The 14,280-nt window shown below is 67.3% G+C and carries 14 protein-coding genes and 1 pseudogene; 9 read left to right on the top strand and 6 right to left on the bottom strand.

The window, feature by feature from the left end:
• The first annotated feature begins 11 nt into the window (after positions 1-11).
• Complete coding sequence (locus ACIPY5_RS20110; RefSeq protein ID WP_400974083.1) at positions 12-125, top strand: LPXTG cell wall anchor domain-containing protein; 114 nt, start codon at positions 12-14, stop codon at positions 123-125.
• Between the two features lie 172 nt (positions 126-297).
• On the opposite strand, the gene ACIPY5_RS20105 is transcribed toward ACIPY5_RS20110, so the two are convergent.
• Both ACIPY5_RS20105 and mgtA read right to left on the bottom strand, forming a co-directional pair.
• Positions 298-744 carry a pyridoxamine 5'-phosphate oxidase family protein gene (locus ACIPY5_RS20105; RefSeq protein WP_400974075.1) on the bottom strand — a complete coding sequence of 149 codons (447 nt, stop codon included), beginning with the start codon at positions 742-744 and terminating at the stop codon, positions 298-300.
• A gap of 67 nt (positions 745-811) precedes the next feature.
• Positions 812-3,376, bottom strand: a complete 2,565-nt coding sequence (gene mgtA, locus ACIPY5_RS20100) for a magnesium-translocating P-type ATPase (RefSeq protein WP_400974080.1) — start codon at positions 3,374-3,376, stop codon at positions 812-814.
• 328 nt (positions 3,377-3,704) lie between these two features.
• On the opposite strand from mgtA, the gene ACIPY5_RS20095 reads away from it, so the two are divergent.
• The gene (locus tag ACIPY5_RS20095; protein ID WP_400974072.1) at positions 3,705-4,166 is read left to right on the top strand and encodes a universal stress protein; all 462 of its coding nucleotides are present in this window, start codon (positions 3,705-3,707) and stop codon (positions 4,164-4,166) included.
• A gap of 25 nt (positions 4,167-4,191) precedes the next feature.
• Here the strand turns inward: ACIPY5_RS20095 and ACIPY5_RS20090 are convergent, their stop codons facing one another.
• Positions 4,192-4,833, bottom strand: coding sequence for a response regulator (locus ACIPY5_RS20090; protein ID WP_400974069.1), 642 nt, complete (start codon positions 4,831-4,833; stop codon positions 4,192-4,194).
• Between ACIPY5_RS20090 and ACIPY5_RS20085 the strand changes: the two genes are divergently transcribed.
• The 3 genes and pseudogenes from ACIPY5_RS20085 (at position 4,804) to ACIPY5_RS20075 (ending at position 9,221) form a co-directional block, all read left to right on the top strand.
• Complete coding sequence (locus ACIPY5_RS20085; protein ID WP_400974066.1) at positions 4,804-6,594, top strand: GAF domain-containing protein; 1,791 nt, start codon at positions 4,804-4,806, stop codon at positions 6,592-6,594. The two genes, ACIPY5_RS20090 and ACIPY5_RS20085, sit on opposite strands and share 30 nt — an antisense overlap.
• Positions 6,595-6,677: 83 nt before the next feature.
• Positions 6,678-8,033: pseudogene (locus ACIPY5_RS20080) on the top strand (MBL fold metallo-hydrolase RNA specificity domain-containing protein); the annotation flags it as partial.
• A gap of 39 nt (positions 8,034-8,072) precedes the next feature.
• A complete protein-coding gene (locus ACIPY5_RS20075; protein WP_400974077.1) occupies positions 8,073-9,221 on the top strand; it encodes a zinc-dependent alcohol dehydrogenase in 1,149 nt (382 codons plus the stop codon).
• Between the two features lie 316 nt (positions 9,222-9,537).
• Here the strand turns inward: ACIPY5_RS20075 and ACIPY5_RS20070 are convergent, their stop codons facing one another.
• A complete protein-coding gene (locus ACIPY5_RS20070; RefSeq protein WP_400974063.1) occupies positions 9,538-10,287 on the bottom strand; it encodes a Pr6Pr family membrane protein in 750 nt (249 codons plus the stop codon).
• Between the two features lie 519 nt (positions 10,288-10,806).
• On the opposite strand from ACIPY5_RS20070, the gene ACIPY5_RS20065 reads away from it, so the two are divergent.
• Entirely contained in the window at positions 10,807-11,124 is a 318-nt protein-coding gene (locus tag ACIPY5_RS20065) for a hypothetical protein (protein WP_400974060.1), read from the top strand.
• A 433-nt stretch (positions 11,125-11,557) separates the two neighbouring features.
• Here the strand turns inward: ACIPY5_RS20065 and ACIPY5_RS20060 are convergent, their stop codons facing one another.
• Together ACIPY5_RS20060 and ACIPY5_RS20055 are read right to left on the bottom strand one after the other, a co-directional pair.
• Positions 11,558-12,274, bottom strand: a complete 717-nt coding sequence (locus ACIPY5_RS20060) for an SOS response-associated peptidase (protein WP_400974057.1) — start codon at positions 12,272-12,274, stop codon at positions 11,558-11,560.
• Between the two features lie 120 nt (positions 12,275-12,394).
• Positions 12,395-12,775 (bottom strand): hypothetical protein, encoded by a 381-nt coding sequence (locus ACIPY5_RS20055; protein WP_400974055.1) that lies wholly within the window; start codon positions 12,773-12,775, stop codon positions 12,395-12,397.
• Positions 12,776-12,940: 165 nt separating this feature from the next.
• On the opposite strand from ACIPY5_RS20055, the gene ACIPY5_RS20050 reads away from it, so the two are divergent.
• From ACIPY5_RS20050 to ACIPY5_RS20040, 3 genes are read left to right on the top strand one after another with little or no spacing between them, the layout of a single operon-like run.
• A complete protein-coding gene (locus ACIPY5_RS20050) occupies positions 12,941-13,372 on the top strand; it encodes a hypothetical protein (protein ID WP_400974052.1) in 432 nt (143 codons plus the stop codon).
• Positions 13,366-14,052 (top strand): hypothetical protein, encoded by a 687-nt coding sequence (locus ACIPY5_RS20045; RefSeq protein WP_400974049.1) that lies wholly within the window; start codon positions 13,366-13,368, stop codon positions 14,050-14,052. The genes ACIPY5_RS20050 and ACIPY5_RS20045 overlap by 7 nt, the downstream gene beginning before the upstream one ends.
• A gap of 35 nt (positions 14,053-14,087) precedes the next feature.
• Positions 14,088-14,273, top strand: coding sequence for a hypothetical protein (locus ACIPY5_RS20040; RefSeq protein ID WP_400974046.1), 186 nt, complete (start codon positions 14,088-14,090; stop codon positions 14,271-14,273).
• Positions 14,274-14,280: the final 7 nt, after the last annotated feature.

Raw genomic sequence — 14,280 nt, 5'->3', positions numbered from 1 at the left:
CATCGGGCGGTCTGGCGCAGACCGGTGGTGACTCGATGCTGCTCGCCGGAGGAATCGCAGGCCTGCTGCTCCTCAGCGGCGCGCTGACCCTCATCGTCGTCAAGCGCCGGAACTCGATGAGCTGACACTCGTCGTCCCTCTCGTGAATGGCCCGCGGCCCAGAGGCCGCGGGCCATTCGTCTGTAATGTGAACATCGCGCCGGTACCGAGGCAAAGCGGACTGCGCTACCACGGCCGCCGAACAGGTTCGTCCCGCCGATCACAGCGGCCGCGATCGCATCCAGGTTGGTATCTCCGCTACCCGTATTGGGCATCGTGATCCGGCACACGCCGCGCCCGCCGTCGGAAGATCCGTCCTGAGACGGTTGTGGGGTGGATGCGCACCCAACGGTCTTTGGGTTCCGGTGCCCACGGTGTGGCCCCGGTGTTCTCGGCGTCGAGCGTGTCCGCATCCCGGTCGAACTCTTCGGCGACGCCCTTCACCATCACACTGAACGCTTCAGGTCCGTCGGTCCCGTCGATCTCGAACACCACGCGCTGTCTTATGGTCAGCTCGAGCAGTTTCGTGCCTGGGGAGGTCCGGAACACGATCATCCCCTCGAGTACGCCGTGGTTGATTGGGAAGATGTCGATCTCGTCCGCCGCGGCGACGGCGATGCGCCCATACGGAGCCGCGTGGATCCGCTCCCAGCATTCGCTTTCGGTGAGAGCCCGTGTCGGCTCCCTGCCCTCATCGGTGTCCATGGCCCGATGATCCCCGGCTCGGCCGCTCCGGGCCGGGCCTAAGGTCCCGTCGTCCTGGCGGGCACGATCAGCCGTGCGCACGCCTCGGACGGCCGGAGGGCGCAGTGAATCGCGCCGCGCGACGCAGCACCCTCCGCACACCGGGCCGGGGCGTCACGGCGGCGGCAGGCCGTGCGCTCATCCGCTGGAAGTACCAGAGCTTGGCGAGTTCGACGAGAACCAGGTAGATGATCAGCATCGCGACGAGCGCGAGGAAGAACGGCGCCGGCAGCGGTGTGAAGCCCAGCAGCCCGTTCGCGGGAGAGTACGGCAGCCAGGCTCCGACTGCGATGGCGGCGAGCACCGTGACCACCAGTGCCGGAGCCGGACGGCTCCGTGTGAACGGCACCCTGCGGGTGCGGATCGCGAAAACGATGAGCGTCTGGGTCGCGATCGACTCGATGAACCAGCCTGAGCGGAACTCGGGCGCGCCCGCGTGGAAGACGAACATCATGAGTCCGAAAGTAGCGAAGTCAAAAAGCGATGAGATCGGCCCGAACAGCAGCATGAACCGACGCACGGCACCGATGTCCCAGTGCGAGGGTGCTCGCAATTGCTCGGGATCTACCCGGTCGGCGGGTATTACGAGCTGGCTGGCGTCGTAGAGCAGGTTGTTCAGCAGGATCTGCCCGGGGAGCATCGGCAGGAAGGGCAGGAAGATGGAAGCAGCCGATGCGCTGAACATGTTGCCGAAGTTGCTGGACGTGCCCATCATCACGTACTTGATCGTGTTGGCGAAGATGCGCCTCCCCTCGGTCACCCCGTCGGCCAGCACATCGAGGTCCTTGTCGAGCAGCAGGACGTCCGCCGCGTCTTTGGCGACATCGACGGCGGAGTCCACCGAGATGCCGATGTCGGCGCCGTGCAGTGCGAGGGCGTCGTTCACCCCGTCGCCGAGGAATCCCACGGCACGGCCGCGATGCCGCAGCGCCCGCACGATTCGCGCCTTCTGCTCGGGCGAGACCCTGGCGAAGATCGTGGTCCGCTCGGCTGCGCCGATGAGCGCGATGTCGTCCAGTGCATCGACCTCCTCGCCGGTGAGCACCGCCGTCACATCCATGCCCAGATCGCCTCCGGTGCGGGCCGCGACCACCGCGCTGTCACCCGTGCAGACCTTGACTGCGACACCGAGTTCCGCGAGCCGCCGCAGAGAGACGCCGGCGCCGGGTTTGACGGCATCGGAGAAGACGAGGAAGCCGCCCACCGCGAGCCCCTCATCGAGCCCCGGCACCAGGGCGCGGGCTCCCGGCGCCGCGCCGTGGGCGACGGCGACCACTCGGAACCCTTCGCGATACAACTCGTCCAAAGCGGTAGCCACGGCCGCCGGCACCGATGCACAGCGCGGCAGGACGGATTCCGCCGCCCCCTTGACGATCACCATCGGGTCCTGTCCCTCGTGCTGGACGAGTACGGTCGTCGTGCGGCGTTCGTGATCGAAGGGGATGGCGTCGAGACGGCGCCACGGGTCGAGGGAGGCGCCGTCGCGCAGGCCCGCCAGGAGTGCGGCGTCGAGGGCGTTGAGCCCGACCGTGGAGAGCGCGTGCAGATCCGCATCGGAGGCGAGCAGGCCCCATTCGACTAAGGGCGCGGTCGCATCGCCCTCGACTGGGACCGAGCGTTCGAAGGAGATCTCCCCGGTCGTCAACGTTCCGGTCTTGTCTGTGACGAGAAGGTCGAGATCTCCCAGGTCCTCGATGCACACCATGCGCTTGACGAGGACGCGGCGGCGAGCCATCGCCTGCGACCCCGCCGCGAGGCTCGTGCTGACGACCGCCGGCAGAAGCTGCGGGGTGATCCCGACTGCGATGGCGAGGGAGAACAGCAGCGATTGGATCAGCGGTCTGCCCAGCGCCACCGCAATGACGAAGATCGTCGCGGTGAGCACGATCGCCACGAGCAGCAGGAAGGTCGAGAAACGTCCGAGACCGCGCTGGAACTCGGTCTGCGGCTCCCGCGCGGCGAGCCCGGCGGCGATCCGCCCGAACTCCGCGTCGGCACCGGTCGCCACGACCACTCCGGTCCCGGTTCCCGCGTGCACGACCGTGCCCATGAGTGCACAGCAGGTGAGGTCCCCGACGCCCGTACCCGCGGAAACGGGCGCCGCGCTCTTGACCGCCGCCAGCGCCTCACCGGTGAGGATGCTCTCATCGCATTCGAGCCCCTCGGAGTGCAACAGGCGCAGGTCGGCCGGCACCACGGTTCCCACCGAGAGCGCGACCACATCCCCAACCACGAGCTCCGTCACATCCACGCGCTGAACCTCGCCGGCCCGGTGCACGATCGCCGTGTGCCGCAGCCGATCATGCATCGCGTCCGCCGCGCGCTCGGCACGGAACTCGTTGACGAACCCGAGGCCGACGCTGAGCAGCAGGATCGCCCCGATCACCACAGCATCCGTGACATCACCGACGAAACCCGCGACGATCGCCGTCCCGAACAGCATCAGCACGATAGGGCTACGCAACTGCCTGCCCAGCACGCGCCAAGGACGGGCTCGTCGGCTGCGGATCGCATTCGGGCCCTGCCGCGAGAGCCGCGCCCGGGCTTCCTCCGGACTCAAACCGCTTTCGAGCGATCCGCACTCGGCCAGCACCTGCGCGGCTTCTTCGGCTGCATACCGTCTCACTGCACTCGGTGAAGCTGGATAACCGAGCGGGGCCGGCCGCGGGTGCCCCCTTCCGTCCGCGTCTCTCGTCACATCTATGGCCCGCTCAGCGGACACAGGCCCAACTCCGCTCTGCGACCAGCCCTGCGATCGGCGTGAGCATCTCGGCGTCTGTGGGCTCGTGGGTCACGGTCGGTCCTCTCTGTCGACGGCGGCACCCGGCACCGCTCGCGACTCCACCCTGTCCCGCGCACTCGCTCCATACAAGTGACTTTCGTCCCAACCCCTGCGACGCCCACGTCAAAAGATGAACTTCATGAACACGACTGAGAAAGCTCCCGTCCTCGTCGGCGTCGACGGCTCCGACTCCTCGCTCGACGCCCTCCGCTACGCCGCGAAGATCGCGGCCGCACTCGGTGCGCCCCTGCGAGCGATCACTACGTGGGACTACCCCGCCCTGGTCGACCTCTACCCGGCGCCGGGCTGGACCCCGGACGAGGATGCGGCAAACGTCCTCGATGCTGCCATCAGGAAGGTGTTCGCCGGGGATCCGCCGGCGGACTTGTCCGCCGCTGTCGTGGCAGGACCTGCCGCGTCCGTGCTGATCAAGGAGAGCCACGGGGCCGAGATGCTCGTACTCGGTAGCCGCGGCCGCGGAGGCTTCACCGGACTTCTTCTCGGCTCGGTGAGCTCGACCTGTTCAACGCACGCGCACTGCCCCGTTCTTGTCGTGCGGCACGAGCGGCACGGCGAGAACGCCGAACACACCGAGAGCTGACCGCGATCGATGGTCAGACCCGCGGTCAGGCGCCGCGGGTCCGACCCCGCTCGATCTCGAAGACCGCGGCCTGCGTACGGTGGTCGAGCCCAAGCTTGCTGAGCAGACCCGAGACGTAGTTCTTCACCGTCTTCTCCGCCAGGCCCAGCCGTTCGCCGATCTGCCGGTTCGTGAGCCCGTCGGCGATGAGCGCCAGGATCTGCCGCTCGCGCAACCCCAACGATCCGAACCGAGGATCCTCACCGGGCGCATCGCGCATCCGCTGCATCGCGTTGCGCTCCGCACTCGGATGCAGAAGTCGCTTGCCCGCCGCGACATCGCGGATGGCCTCGAGCAGCTCCGCGGCGCGGACGCTCTTCAGCAGGTATCCGGCGGCGCCGGCGACGACGGCCGCGAACATCGCGTCGTCATCGTCGTAGGCCGTGAGGATGAGGCACTGCACCTGAGGATGGTCCTGTCGGATCTGCCGGCATAGGTCGATGCCGTTGCCGTCCGGGAGCCGGACGTCGAGCACTGCTACGTCGGGCCGCGTCGCGGCGATACGCGCCAGCGCGTCGTGAGTGGTCGCGGCCTCGCCGATCACCGTCAGATCGGACTGGCCGTTGATCACCCCGGCGAGTCCCTGGCGGACGATCTCGTGATCGTCGACGAGGAAGACAGTGCTCATGAGATCTCCCTCCCGTTCTGTTCATCATGCCCCCAGGCGCCGAGATCCATGGGGCGAAGGTCCTGCGCTGACTCTAGACTGCGAAAGGTCAGGGACAGAGGTGCCATGGACGACGATCCGCTCACGTTCCCCGATGTTCCTCGGCTGGAGCTCGAGAAGAACATCGCGGAGCTGATAGCCCGCGCCCAGCAGGTGCTTACGGCTCAAGGACGTCTGCGCAGCCTGCTCAGTGCCACACGTGCCGTGAGCGAGGATCTGGACCTCGACACAGTGCTGCGGCGCATTGTCAGTGCGGCCATCGAGCTCGTCGGTGCTCGCTACGGGGCGCTCGGAGTGATCGACGAGGACGGTCTGCTCGAGCGCTTCATCCACCAGGGCATCTCCCCCGAGATCGTCGAGGAGATCGGTGCTCCTCCCCGAGGGCACGGGCTGCTCGGCGCCGTGATCGATGCCGGCGAGACGATCCGGATTCCGCGCATCGCGGATGATCCGCGCTCGGTCGGCTTCCCGGAGCACCATCCACCTATGGATGCGTTCCTGGGCGTACCGATCCGCGTGCGGGACCAGACTTTCGGCAATCTCTACCTGACAGACTCCGACAAGCCGACCTTCTCGCACGAGGACCAGGAGATCATCGAGGCGCTCGCGACCACGGCCGGGGTGGCGATCGAGAACGCCCGCCTCTACGCGGAGACGCGACGGCGCGAACGTCTCGGGACCGCGCTATCCGAGATCACCGCCGCCCTGCTGTCCCCCGATTCAGTGGACGCCCTGGGCATCGTGGCGGACCGGGTCGCCTCGATCATCCCCACGGATCTCGTCACGATCATCGTTCCTGACGAGGACGACCGGCTGCGTATCGACGTCGCTCGCGGGGCGGGTGCCAGAGATCTGGAGGGCGCTCACTACCCGGCGGCCGATTCGATCGCCGCCATCGCGATCACCGAGGGCCGGTCGGTCGTCGGCCGCCTCCCCGATCCCGTCGACGTCGTGCTTCGCCCGTTCGGCTTCACCGTAGCCGTGCCGCTCATCACCGCCGGCGACACTGTCGGCGCCCTGTGCGTGTCACGCAGCGCAAGCACATTCACGCGCACGGAACTGCTCACGATCACGGACTTCGCTTCGCAGGCGGGGATCGCGATCTCGCTGGCGCGCGCGCGCGAGCAACGCCAGATCCTCGACATCGTCGAGGATCGCGGCCGCATCGCCCGCGACCTGCACGACCACGTGATCCAGCGCCTTTTCGCCACAGCGCTCGGGTTGCAGGGGCTGGCGTCAGCGCATCCGCCGGTCGCCGCCGACCTCGATCACCACATCGAGGAACTCGACGGGGCGATCTCAGACATCCGCACGGCGATCTTCGCCCTTCGCGCCCACGACAGCGCGACCAACGGTCTTCGGCGCCGTCTGCTCGCGATCATCTCCGACTACGCTCCGCGCCCGCGGATCTCCTTCACCGGACCGGTGGACCTGGTCGTCACCGGCGACCTCGCCGACGACCTCGTCGCGGTTGTGCGCGAGTCACTCGCGAACGTCACCCGACACGCACAGGCGTCGTCCGCGCTCGTAGAAGTCCGGCTCTCGGACACCGAGGTGATGGTCACGATCGAGGACGACGGCGTCGGTCTGCCCACGAAACTGACGAGAAGCGGTACCGCCAACCTCGCTGCCCGCGCCGCCCAGCGCGACGGCGAATACGCCATCGAGCGTCGCCCAGAAGGCGGCACACGCGTCCTCTGGAGCGCCCCCCTCCAGGGATGAGCACGATCACCGAATCGACGGCGCACCGACTCACGTGACAAAGGTCCCTCCCCGCAAGTCACGGCCCGTGTTGTCTGACCTCTATGAGCGCAACACTGACCTTCCTCGGAGCAACCGACACCGTCACAGGATCCCGTTACCTGGTCGAGACAGGGACGAGCAGAATCCTTGTCGACTGCGGGCTCTTCCAGGGCTACAAGATCCTGCGCGAACGGAACTGGTCACGCTTCCCCGTGGAACCGGCGAGCATCGACGCCGTCGTCGTCACGCATGCGCACCTCGACCACACCGGTTACCTGCCGGCGCTCGTACGGGACGGATTCCGAGGGCCCATCCACACCACCGCCGGGACGGCGGAACTCAGCACCCTCGTCCTCCCCGACAGCGGCAGGCTGATGGAGGAACAGGCATCGTTCGCCGAGCGTCGGCACAGCTCGAAGCATGCGCACCCGCGGCCGCTGTACACGGAACGCGACGCGATGGCAGCACTCGATCGCTTCGAGCCGCACCCGTTCGACGTCGGCTTCGAGGTCGGCGACATCGGGGTCTCGTTCACACCCGCCGGACACATCCTGGGCGCTGCGCAGGTACGCCTCGACGTGGACGGCACCCGCGTGCACTTCACCGGCGATCTGGGCCGTGCCGACGATCCACTGATGCGCGCACCCCGCGCCCTCGAGGCGACGGATGTGCTCGTCTCCGAATCGACCTACGGAGACCGCGCCCATCCCGCCGAGGACCCGGAAGTCGCGCTCGCCGACATCATCACCCGGGTGTGTCGGCGCGGTGGCGTCGTGCTACTGCCGGCCTTCGCCATCGGACGGGCAGAGACGCTGCTGCTGCACCTCAGCCGCCTGCGCGCCGCCGGAAGGATCCCTGACGTCCCGCTGTTCCTGAACAGCCCCATGGCGGTGAGCGGCGCAGAGATGTACGCCCGCCACCCCGAGGAACACCGCATCCCCGCCGACGAGTTCCAGCGCATGTACAAGGATGTGACGCTGGTGCGCGGCGTCGAGGAGTCCAAGGCGCTCAACACCCGCGGAGGTCCGGCGATCATCATCTCCGCGAGCGGAATGCTCGAAGGCGGACGGATCCTGCACCATCTCGCCTCCTACGCGCCGGATCCGCGCAACGCGATCGTGCTTACCGGGTTCCAAGCCGGGGGCACCCGCGGAGACGCGCTACAGCATGGCGAGCGCACCCTGCGGATCTACGGACAGGACGTGCCGATCCTCGCCGAAGTCCACTCGCTGGAGATGCTCTCGGCACATGCCGACGCCGGACAGATCCTCGACTGGATGCGCACCGCACCAGAACCCCCCACGCAGGTGTTCCTCACACACGGCGAGCCGGGCTCATCCGACACCCTCCGAAATCGGATCCGCCGCGAACTTGGCTGGAACGTACGGGTACCGCACCTGGGAGAAGCAGTCAAGCTGGACACACTCCGTCACAGGTCGTCCGACGAGGCCGTTTCCATGTCCTCTGTCACCCCTACCGTTTCCACCGCCGCCGCCACCGAAGCGACGAGCCCGGCCACGGTGGTGCCGGAGGCTCTGGACACCGCACCAGCGGACTCCGAGGCTTCGTCCGGGACCATGCGCGCCGCGGTCGTCTCGTCGTTCACCGAGCCCATCACCGTGCAGGACGTACCTGTGCCCGTCCCGGGCCCGGGGCAGGTGCTCGTGCGCATTGAGATGAGCGGCCTCTGCCATACCGACATCCACGCTGCGCGCGGCGACTGGCCGGTGAAGCCAACGCTGCCGTTCATCCCGGGACACGAGGGCATCGGCCGCGTCGACGGCCTCGGCCCGGGTGTCACCGCTCCCGGAATCGGAACTCGCGTCGCATTGGCGTGGCTCGGATCCGCATGCGGCTCCTGCCGGTACTGCGTGACCGGGCGCGAGAACCTCTGCCTGGCGCAGAAGAACACCGGCTACGCGGTGAACGGCGCGCACGCGGAGTACGCCGTGATCGACGCCCGCTTCGCCGTGCCCGTTCCCGACTCAGTCACGTCGCTCGATGCCGCGCCACTGACCTGCGCCGGCGTCACGACCTACGCCGCCATCAAGGCCGCCCATGTGACGCCGTCAGAGCGCGTCGCCGTCTTCGGAATCGGCGGCCTCGGACACCTCGCGATCCAGTACGCACGCCTCGTCGGCGCGGAGGTGATCGCCGTAGACGTGAGCGACGAGAAACTGAAGCTCGCCACGATGCTCGGCGCCGACCACGTCGTCAACGCTGCGAAGACCGATCCGGTCGAAGCGATCAGAGCCCTCGGCGGTGCGGACGCCTGCATCGTACTCGCCGTCGCTCCCGCCGTGTTCGACCAGTCCTATCGTGCTCTCGCCCGAGGCGGACGGCTCGTGCTCGTCTCGCTGCCGAAGGACGGCACCCTGACGTTCCCCGTGTTCGACACGGTCCTGAACGGCATCGAGATCATCGGATCCATCGTCGGCACGCGCGAGGACCTCGCCGAGGTCTTCCGGCTGCACGCCCTCGGTCGCACAACCGTCGTCGCCCAGACGCGCGACCTGTCCACCGCGGCCTCGTCAATGCAAGAAGTGCTCGACGGATCCGTACCCGCTCGACTCGTCTTCGACTTCGACATCGAGAACACCGACTGAACGGTGGAGACCCTCCGGCCCGGGTGACTTTCGTCCCGCGCCGGTGTGCTGTCGCGGAGCATCATCGACGTCATGGACAGCATCGACAGCAACCGGATCATCGTCGGCGTCGACGGATCGGCCTCGTCCGTCGCCGCCCTGCGCTATGCCGCGCGACTCGCGGACGCGCTCGATAGCTCAAGTGCGAACGCCTGGCCACGAACTATCAGACACTCGCGCACGCAATCCGGACCAACGACCCCGACACCGCAGGTCGCGCGGTCGAGGACATCCACGCCCGCTGAGAACCACGGACGGACGCAGAGTCCGGGATCCGTCACTTCGGGTCGAGCGAAGGGGCGCCTCGGTCAGCGCCGGACAGGCTGCCAGCACCGTCGACGCCTGCCTGAGAAAGCTCCTCAGGGCGCGGATGGGTGCGCACGGCGGGAACCTTGTTGTCGATCAACAGGACGACTGCCATGAGGGTCGCCGCAACGAGGATCACGATGCCGGCGCCGGTCAGGGCCGCCGGGTATCCGACCACGTTCGCGTCCAGGAACGGGTAGGGATACCAGCCGGTCACCGCGCCACGCACGAATGTTCCGACCAGCCAGGCGGCCGGCCAGGCCAGCGCCCAGGCGACGGTGGTGATGGTGAACTGCCGGCGGGGACCGAACAGCAGCCAGCCGATCACGAACATGGTCGGGGTGATGAGGTGGAACAGGTTCGAGACGAACACGGCCTCGGCGCGCAGCTCGAGGTCCGGGGCGAGAATGAAGGAGAAAACGAGGCCCGTGATGATGATCCCGAGCAGCGCGTCCAGGAACAGCACCCGCCCGACGCGGCCGAGGCGCGTCTTGGAAGCGAGGAGTGCGCTTCCCGCGAGCACGAGGAGGTTCGACTGGATGGTGAAGAAGCTGAACAGTCTCACGAACCGGATACCCAGCGGCACCGCGCTCCCCGTCTCGCCTGAATTCGCATCGGCGCCACCGGTGAACAGCAGGTAGAACTGCACGACGAACCCGGCGAGGACGACGAGAGCGATCAGGGCGAACCAGATCCGCGCAACGACTCCAAGCCTCTGCATGGCACTGATTCTTGCATGTCGGACGCCCGTCACCGTTTACAGGTCGCATCCCGTGCTGGTATCAATATCTCGCTATGACGCACGTGACGGCCGCTCAAATCGGGCTCGCCCGATGCCAGGAGAAGGTCACGACGAACCGTCACCCGGCATCCGCGCAGCGCGGGGCACGCGCCGGCCCCGAGGTGTGAGGCCCGCCAACCTCGCGGTCCCGGCGCTCGGCGCCGGACGCGGCGGCACTACGAGCCAGACGACATTGGCGCTCGCTGCCGGAACAGCAATGGCCAGGCGCCCCTCTTGGGTCGTGGTCCGCGCCGCCCCGCAAGCACCAAGACCCCGCACCGTCGCACGAAGCCCCCACCGGGTCCGGACCACGAACCCGTCCCTCACCAGCCGGGAGACACGCCACTGCCGCCGCAGAGAACGTCCCGCAGCGGTCAGCGCAGCCTTGAACGCGATCTGCCTGAGCAGCTGACGCTCGACAAGAGTCAGGGTCCGGGCGAGCTGAGCCCCCTCCAGGAGATGGCGGTCGACCAGGGCCTCAGCCATCCCAGCAGACCATCGACGCCGAACCATGAGCTTCCTCCCGCGCACGCGGAGAAGTACGAGGGCCTGCGCGCCGAGCTCACGAAGCGACGCCTCGCAGAGTGGGCCGAGTACGGCGAAGCCCTCCGCGTGCAGCTGGACCGTGCGATCGCCGCAATGCCAGGGCTGAACGTTCCGGTCAAGATCTCCATCGACACGACGACCGAGCGGTACGGAAGTCCCTACGATCGCTACTCCCTGGAGTGGCTACTTCTCGAGCAAGCAGCATCCCGGATCGGCTCAGGGCGCGAGTGAGTGACGGAGATGGGAGAACTACACGACAGGAACATCGGCCGGATGGCAGAGTCACTCCTGATCGCACTGAGCGATCCCGAGGAGGCTGAGAAGCCGCACGTGGTCGTGGTCACCGACCCTAAGCGTGCGCCGCCTTTCGGGACGTCTACGGTCCCTATCCCACTGGGGTGGAGGCCCTGGCGGCTGTTGATCGGGTCAGAGAGCTGCACCCCCTTTACCAACTCATGAAGATCGATGTCCAGCGCCTACTCACCGAGTCAGAAATGCGCCAGAGTCCCTGACGATTCGCGGATCAAGCGTTGGGGCGTACCCTCTCTCCAGACGGTTCCTCCGGTCCGTCTTGGGACCCGCCGCGCACCCCCCGCTCGGCGGGTCCCACCTCTGCATGTCAGAGAGGTGCGTCCCAGCATCCCGCAGGTCTGCGGCGCTGACGCTACCCGCCGACCGGGTGGATGAGCTGTGGCCCGTCGTCCTTCACGCCGAACGGGGCCACCTGGTCGATGCGCAGCGCTTCGGCCTGCGCCACGCCGGCACGCACGGCCTCGTCGACGAGCGCCTGATCGCCCGTCACGGTGGGGTCGAGCCAGTGCGACCACAGCTCCTCGGGCAGGATCACGGGGTTGCGGTCGTGGATCCCCTCCAGGGTGTGCACGGCGTCCGAGGTGAGGATGGTTGCCGTGAGGATCCAGCGGTCGGGATCGTTGTCGTCCTTCGTGTGGTCGCGCCACCACGAATAGAGGCCGGCGAGGCCGAGCACGGCGCCGTCCGGGTTGCTCATGAACCACGGGGTCTTCGAGCCTCGCTCCCCCGTCCATTCGTAGAACCCGGTCGCCGGCACGATCGCCCTGTGAGACTTCACCGGGCCGCGCCAGGTTCGCTTTTCGAGGATCCCCTCGGTGCGGGCGTTGAAGGTGGGGAACTTGAGCTTGAGCGTCTTCGACCAGCCGGGAACGAGGGACCACCGTGCACGCTCGAAGCGCAGCTCCCCTGTCTTCGCAGACTCGAGCAGGATCGGGATCTGCTCGGTCGGAGCGATGTTGTACGCGGCCTCCCAGTCCGGGGACCACTCCGCCGGCTTCCGGCCCGTGCTTTCGACGAACTCAGTGATGCTCTCGTTGATCTTGTCGTCGACGGCGAATCGTCCGCACATGGTGCGAGCGTACTGCGGGGAGCCGACGCCGGCGCCAGGATTCCGCGGTACCGAGAACTGGGACCAAGCAAGTAGCCTCCATGGGTGCGCATCCGAGTCCTCTCCGCAGTCGCTGTCCGATCAGCCGCTGCTGCCATCGCAACCGGCGAGAACCTGCGGGCCGAGGTCCACGTCGGCCCCGCGATCGGAGGCGGATCCCGCATCGAGGTGAACTACACCTGGGATCTCGTCGACGGAGATCGCGCAAGCATCGAAGCCGAGCTCGTCGCACGGGTCGCCGCCGCGCTGGATCGGCAGGGAATCGTGCACGAGACCCACGCCGACGCCTTCATGAAGTACCGGAGGTCGTCCGGGTTGGGTGTCTCCCAGTTCACGGTGCGCACCGCCGGCGCCGACGGCCACTCCCCCGCGATCATCACCATCCCGGCCCTCGATCGAGCCGAGTTCGAACGCAAGCTCGCGTTCCTCCGAGACCTCGGCACGGACGATCGCCTCGGCCACGGGCCCGGACTTGACGGACTCGCAGTCCATGTCAGGGGGCCAGCTGCCGACGCTCTCGACACGCAGCAGCCCCCATACACGCGAGGCTGAGTACAGCTTCGCGCCTCGAGACAGTCACGCAAGCCAGGGTTGCGCAATCTAGGGTTGCGCGCTACGTTCGACGACATGGATTGGAACCAAGCCCTCTGGTACCGCGAGGACGGCGAAGACGATGTCGCTCGTCGATTCGAGGCCGCCGGGCTGTCCGCGCAAGATGTCGACCAGCTGCTTGCGCGGTTCGCGGCTGGGGCGACGTACTGGGAGCGGGAGCAGGAGAAGATTCCCGCTCGAGTACGGGTCCTGCTTGCCATTGAGCTCGACGTGCTTGGCGACGTGGTCCGACAGGAGGCCGCAGCAATGCGCGCGGACGGCATCCATGAGATGGCGGCCGAAACCTCGATCGCCGATATCGCGCGCGACGTAGGGCTGACCCGCCAAGCGGCATCGAAGTCAGCGAACGCATTTCCGCTCCGCAGCGGCTCTACAGGCGCGCGCGTTGCGCGCGCTCTCGGAGACATCACACGAACCATCAGCAGGGGGGCAAAGGACTCATGGTGAACAACATCACTCACAACAGCCATCCGGCGCGCATCGCGGGTGCAGCACGCAGATTCTGGTTCGGCCGGCTCATCGCCGCTCGCCTCTCGGATCTTCTACTGCTCGCGGGTGTCGCGCTCTTGTGCGCGGGTGCGTACGGCTGGGGTGTCGTCGTCTTCGTGGTCGCGGTCGTGCTCGTCTTCGTCTCTCGGACCTTGCGGATCCGCGCCTGGTGGTTCGTCCCGTGGAAGCTGCAGGGCACGGACAAAGGCCCTGTCTGGGTTCGGCTTCTCCCGATGCTCACCCAGCTGCTCGTGCTGGCCACGGGTGCTTGGCTGATGTCGCTCAGCGAGGTAGGGCGTTGGTTCGCGGGCCCTCTCACCGCCTACCTTCTCGCTGGGCTGTTGGTCTTCTGGCTCTGGGCCGCGTTCCTGGATCGGCATGACCGTGTTCAGTGGATGAACGTAGGTCTCGCAATCGTTCTCGGCGTGATCGTCTGGGGCTGGGCCGTTTCATTCGTCTGGCCTATCCATTCGGTGCCTGACTGGGGGACCGCTGAGCATCTGCGGTCGGTCTACTTCGGCGGCACCGCGATCATCGCGCCGGTCACGCTGCTCTTGGGCCTGCTGTGGAAGTGGATGACGCATGTCCCGACCCGATCGCGCCGCCGGGTCGACGAGACACATCAACCCGCTGTCTGAGCGTCCCCATCCCATCCACATCGAGAGGAATCACCGTGAATCAACACCCCGACATCACCCGTTTCGTTCAACTGCGACAGGAGCTCACGAAGATGCGCACCCAGCAAGAGGGCATCCAGCTGTCTCCTGCGGAGCGTGACTTCGTCGCACTTGCGCAGGCCGAAGCCCTGTGCGACATCGCGGCGACCCTGAACGGCGGCATCACCGTCTCGACTGAATAGCGGGCCT

Origin of the sequence: Microbacterium sp. NPDC089698, assembly GCF_044749045.1 — a bacterium.
Classification (GTDB): domain Bacteria; phylum Actinomycetota; class Actinomycetes; order Actinomycetales; family Microbacteriaceae; genus Microbacterium.
The sequence above is the reverse complement of the archived record's forward strand: the minus strand, read 5'-3'. Positions and strand labels throughout refer to the sequence as shown.

Bases quoted from the DNA above. Each gene is read 5' to 3' on its own strand.
- ACIPY5_RS20105 (WP_400974075.1), bottom strand. From the start codon at position 744: ATGGACACCGATGAGGGCAGGGAGCCGACACGGGCTCTCACCGAAAGC.
- ACIPY5_RS20095 (WP_400974072.1), top strand. From the start codon at position 3,705: ATGAACACGACTGAGAAAGCTCCCGTCCTCGTCGGCGTCGACGGCTCC.
- ACIPY5_RS20090 (WP_400974069.1), bottom strand. From the start codon at position 4,833: ATGAGCACTGTCTTCCTCGTCGACGATCACGAGATCGTCCGCCAGGGA.
- ACIPY5_RS20075 (WP_400974077.1), top strand. From the start codon at position 8,073: ATGTCCTCTGTCACCCCTACCGTTTCCACCGCCGCCGCCACCGAAGCG.
- ACIPY5_RS20070 (WP_400974063.1), bottom strand. From the start codon at position 10,287: ATGCAGAGGCTTGGAGTCGTTGCGCGGATCTGGTTCGCCCTGATCGCT.
- ACIPY5_RS20065 (WP_400974060.1), top strand. From the start codon at position 10,807: ATGGCGGTCGACCAGGGCCTCAGCCATCCCAGCAGACCATCGACGCCG.
- ACIPY5_RS20060 (WP_400974057.1), bottom strand. From the start codon at position 12,274: ATGTGCGGACGATTCGCCGTCGACGACAAGATCAACGAGAGCATCACT.
- ACIPY5_RS20050 (WP_400974052.1), top strand. From the start codon at position 12,941: ATGGATTGGAACCAAGCCCTCTGGTACCGCGAGGACGGCGAAGACGAT.
- ACIPY5_RS20045 (WP_400974049.1), top strand. From the start codon at position 13,366: ATGGTGAACAACATCACTCACAACAGCCATCCGGCGCGCATCGCGGGT.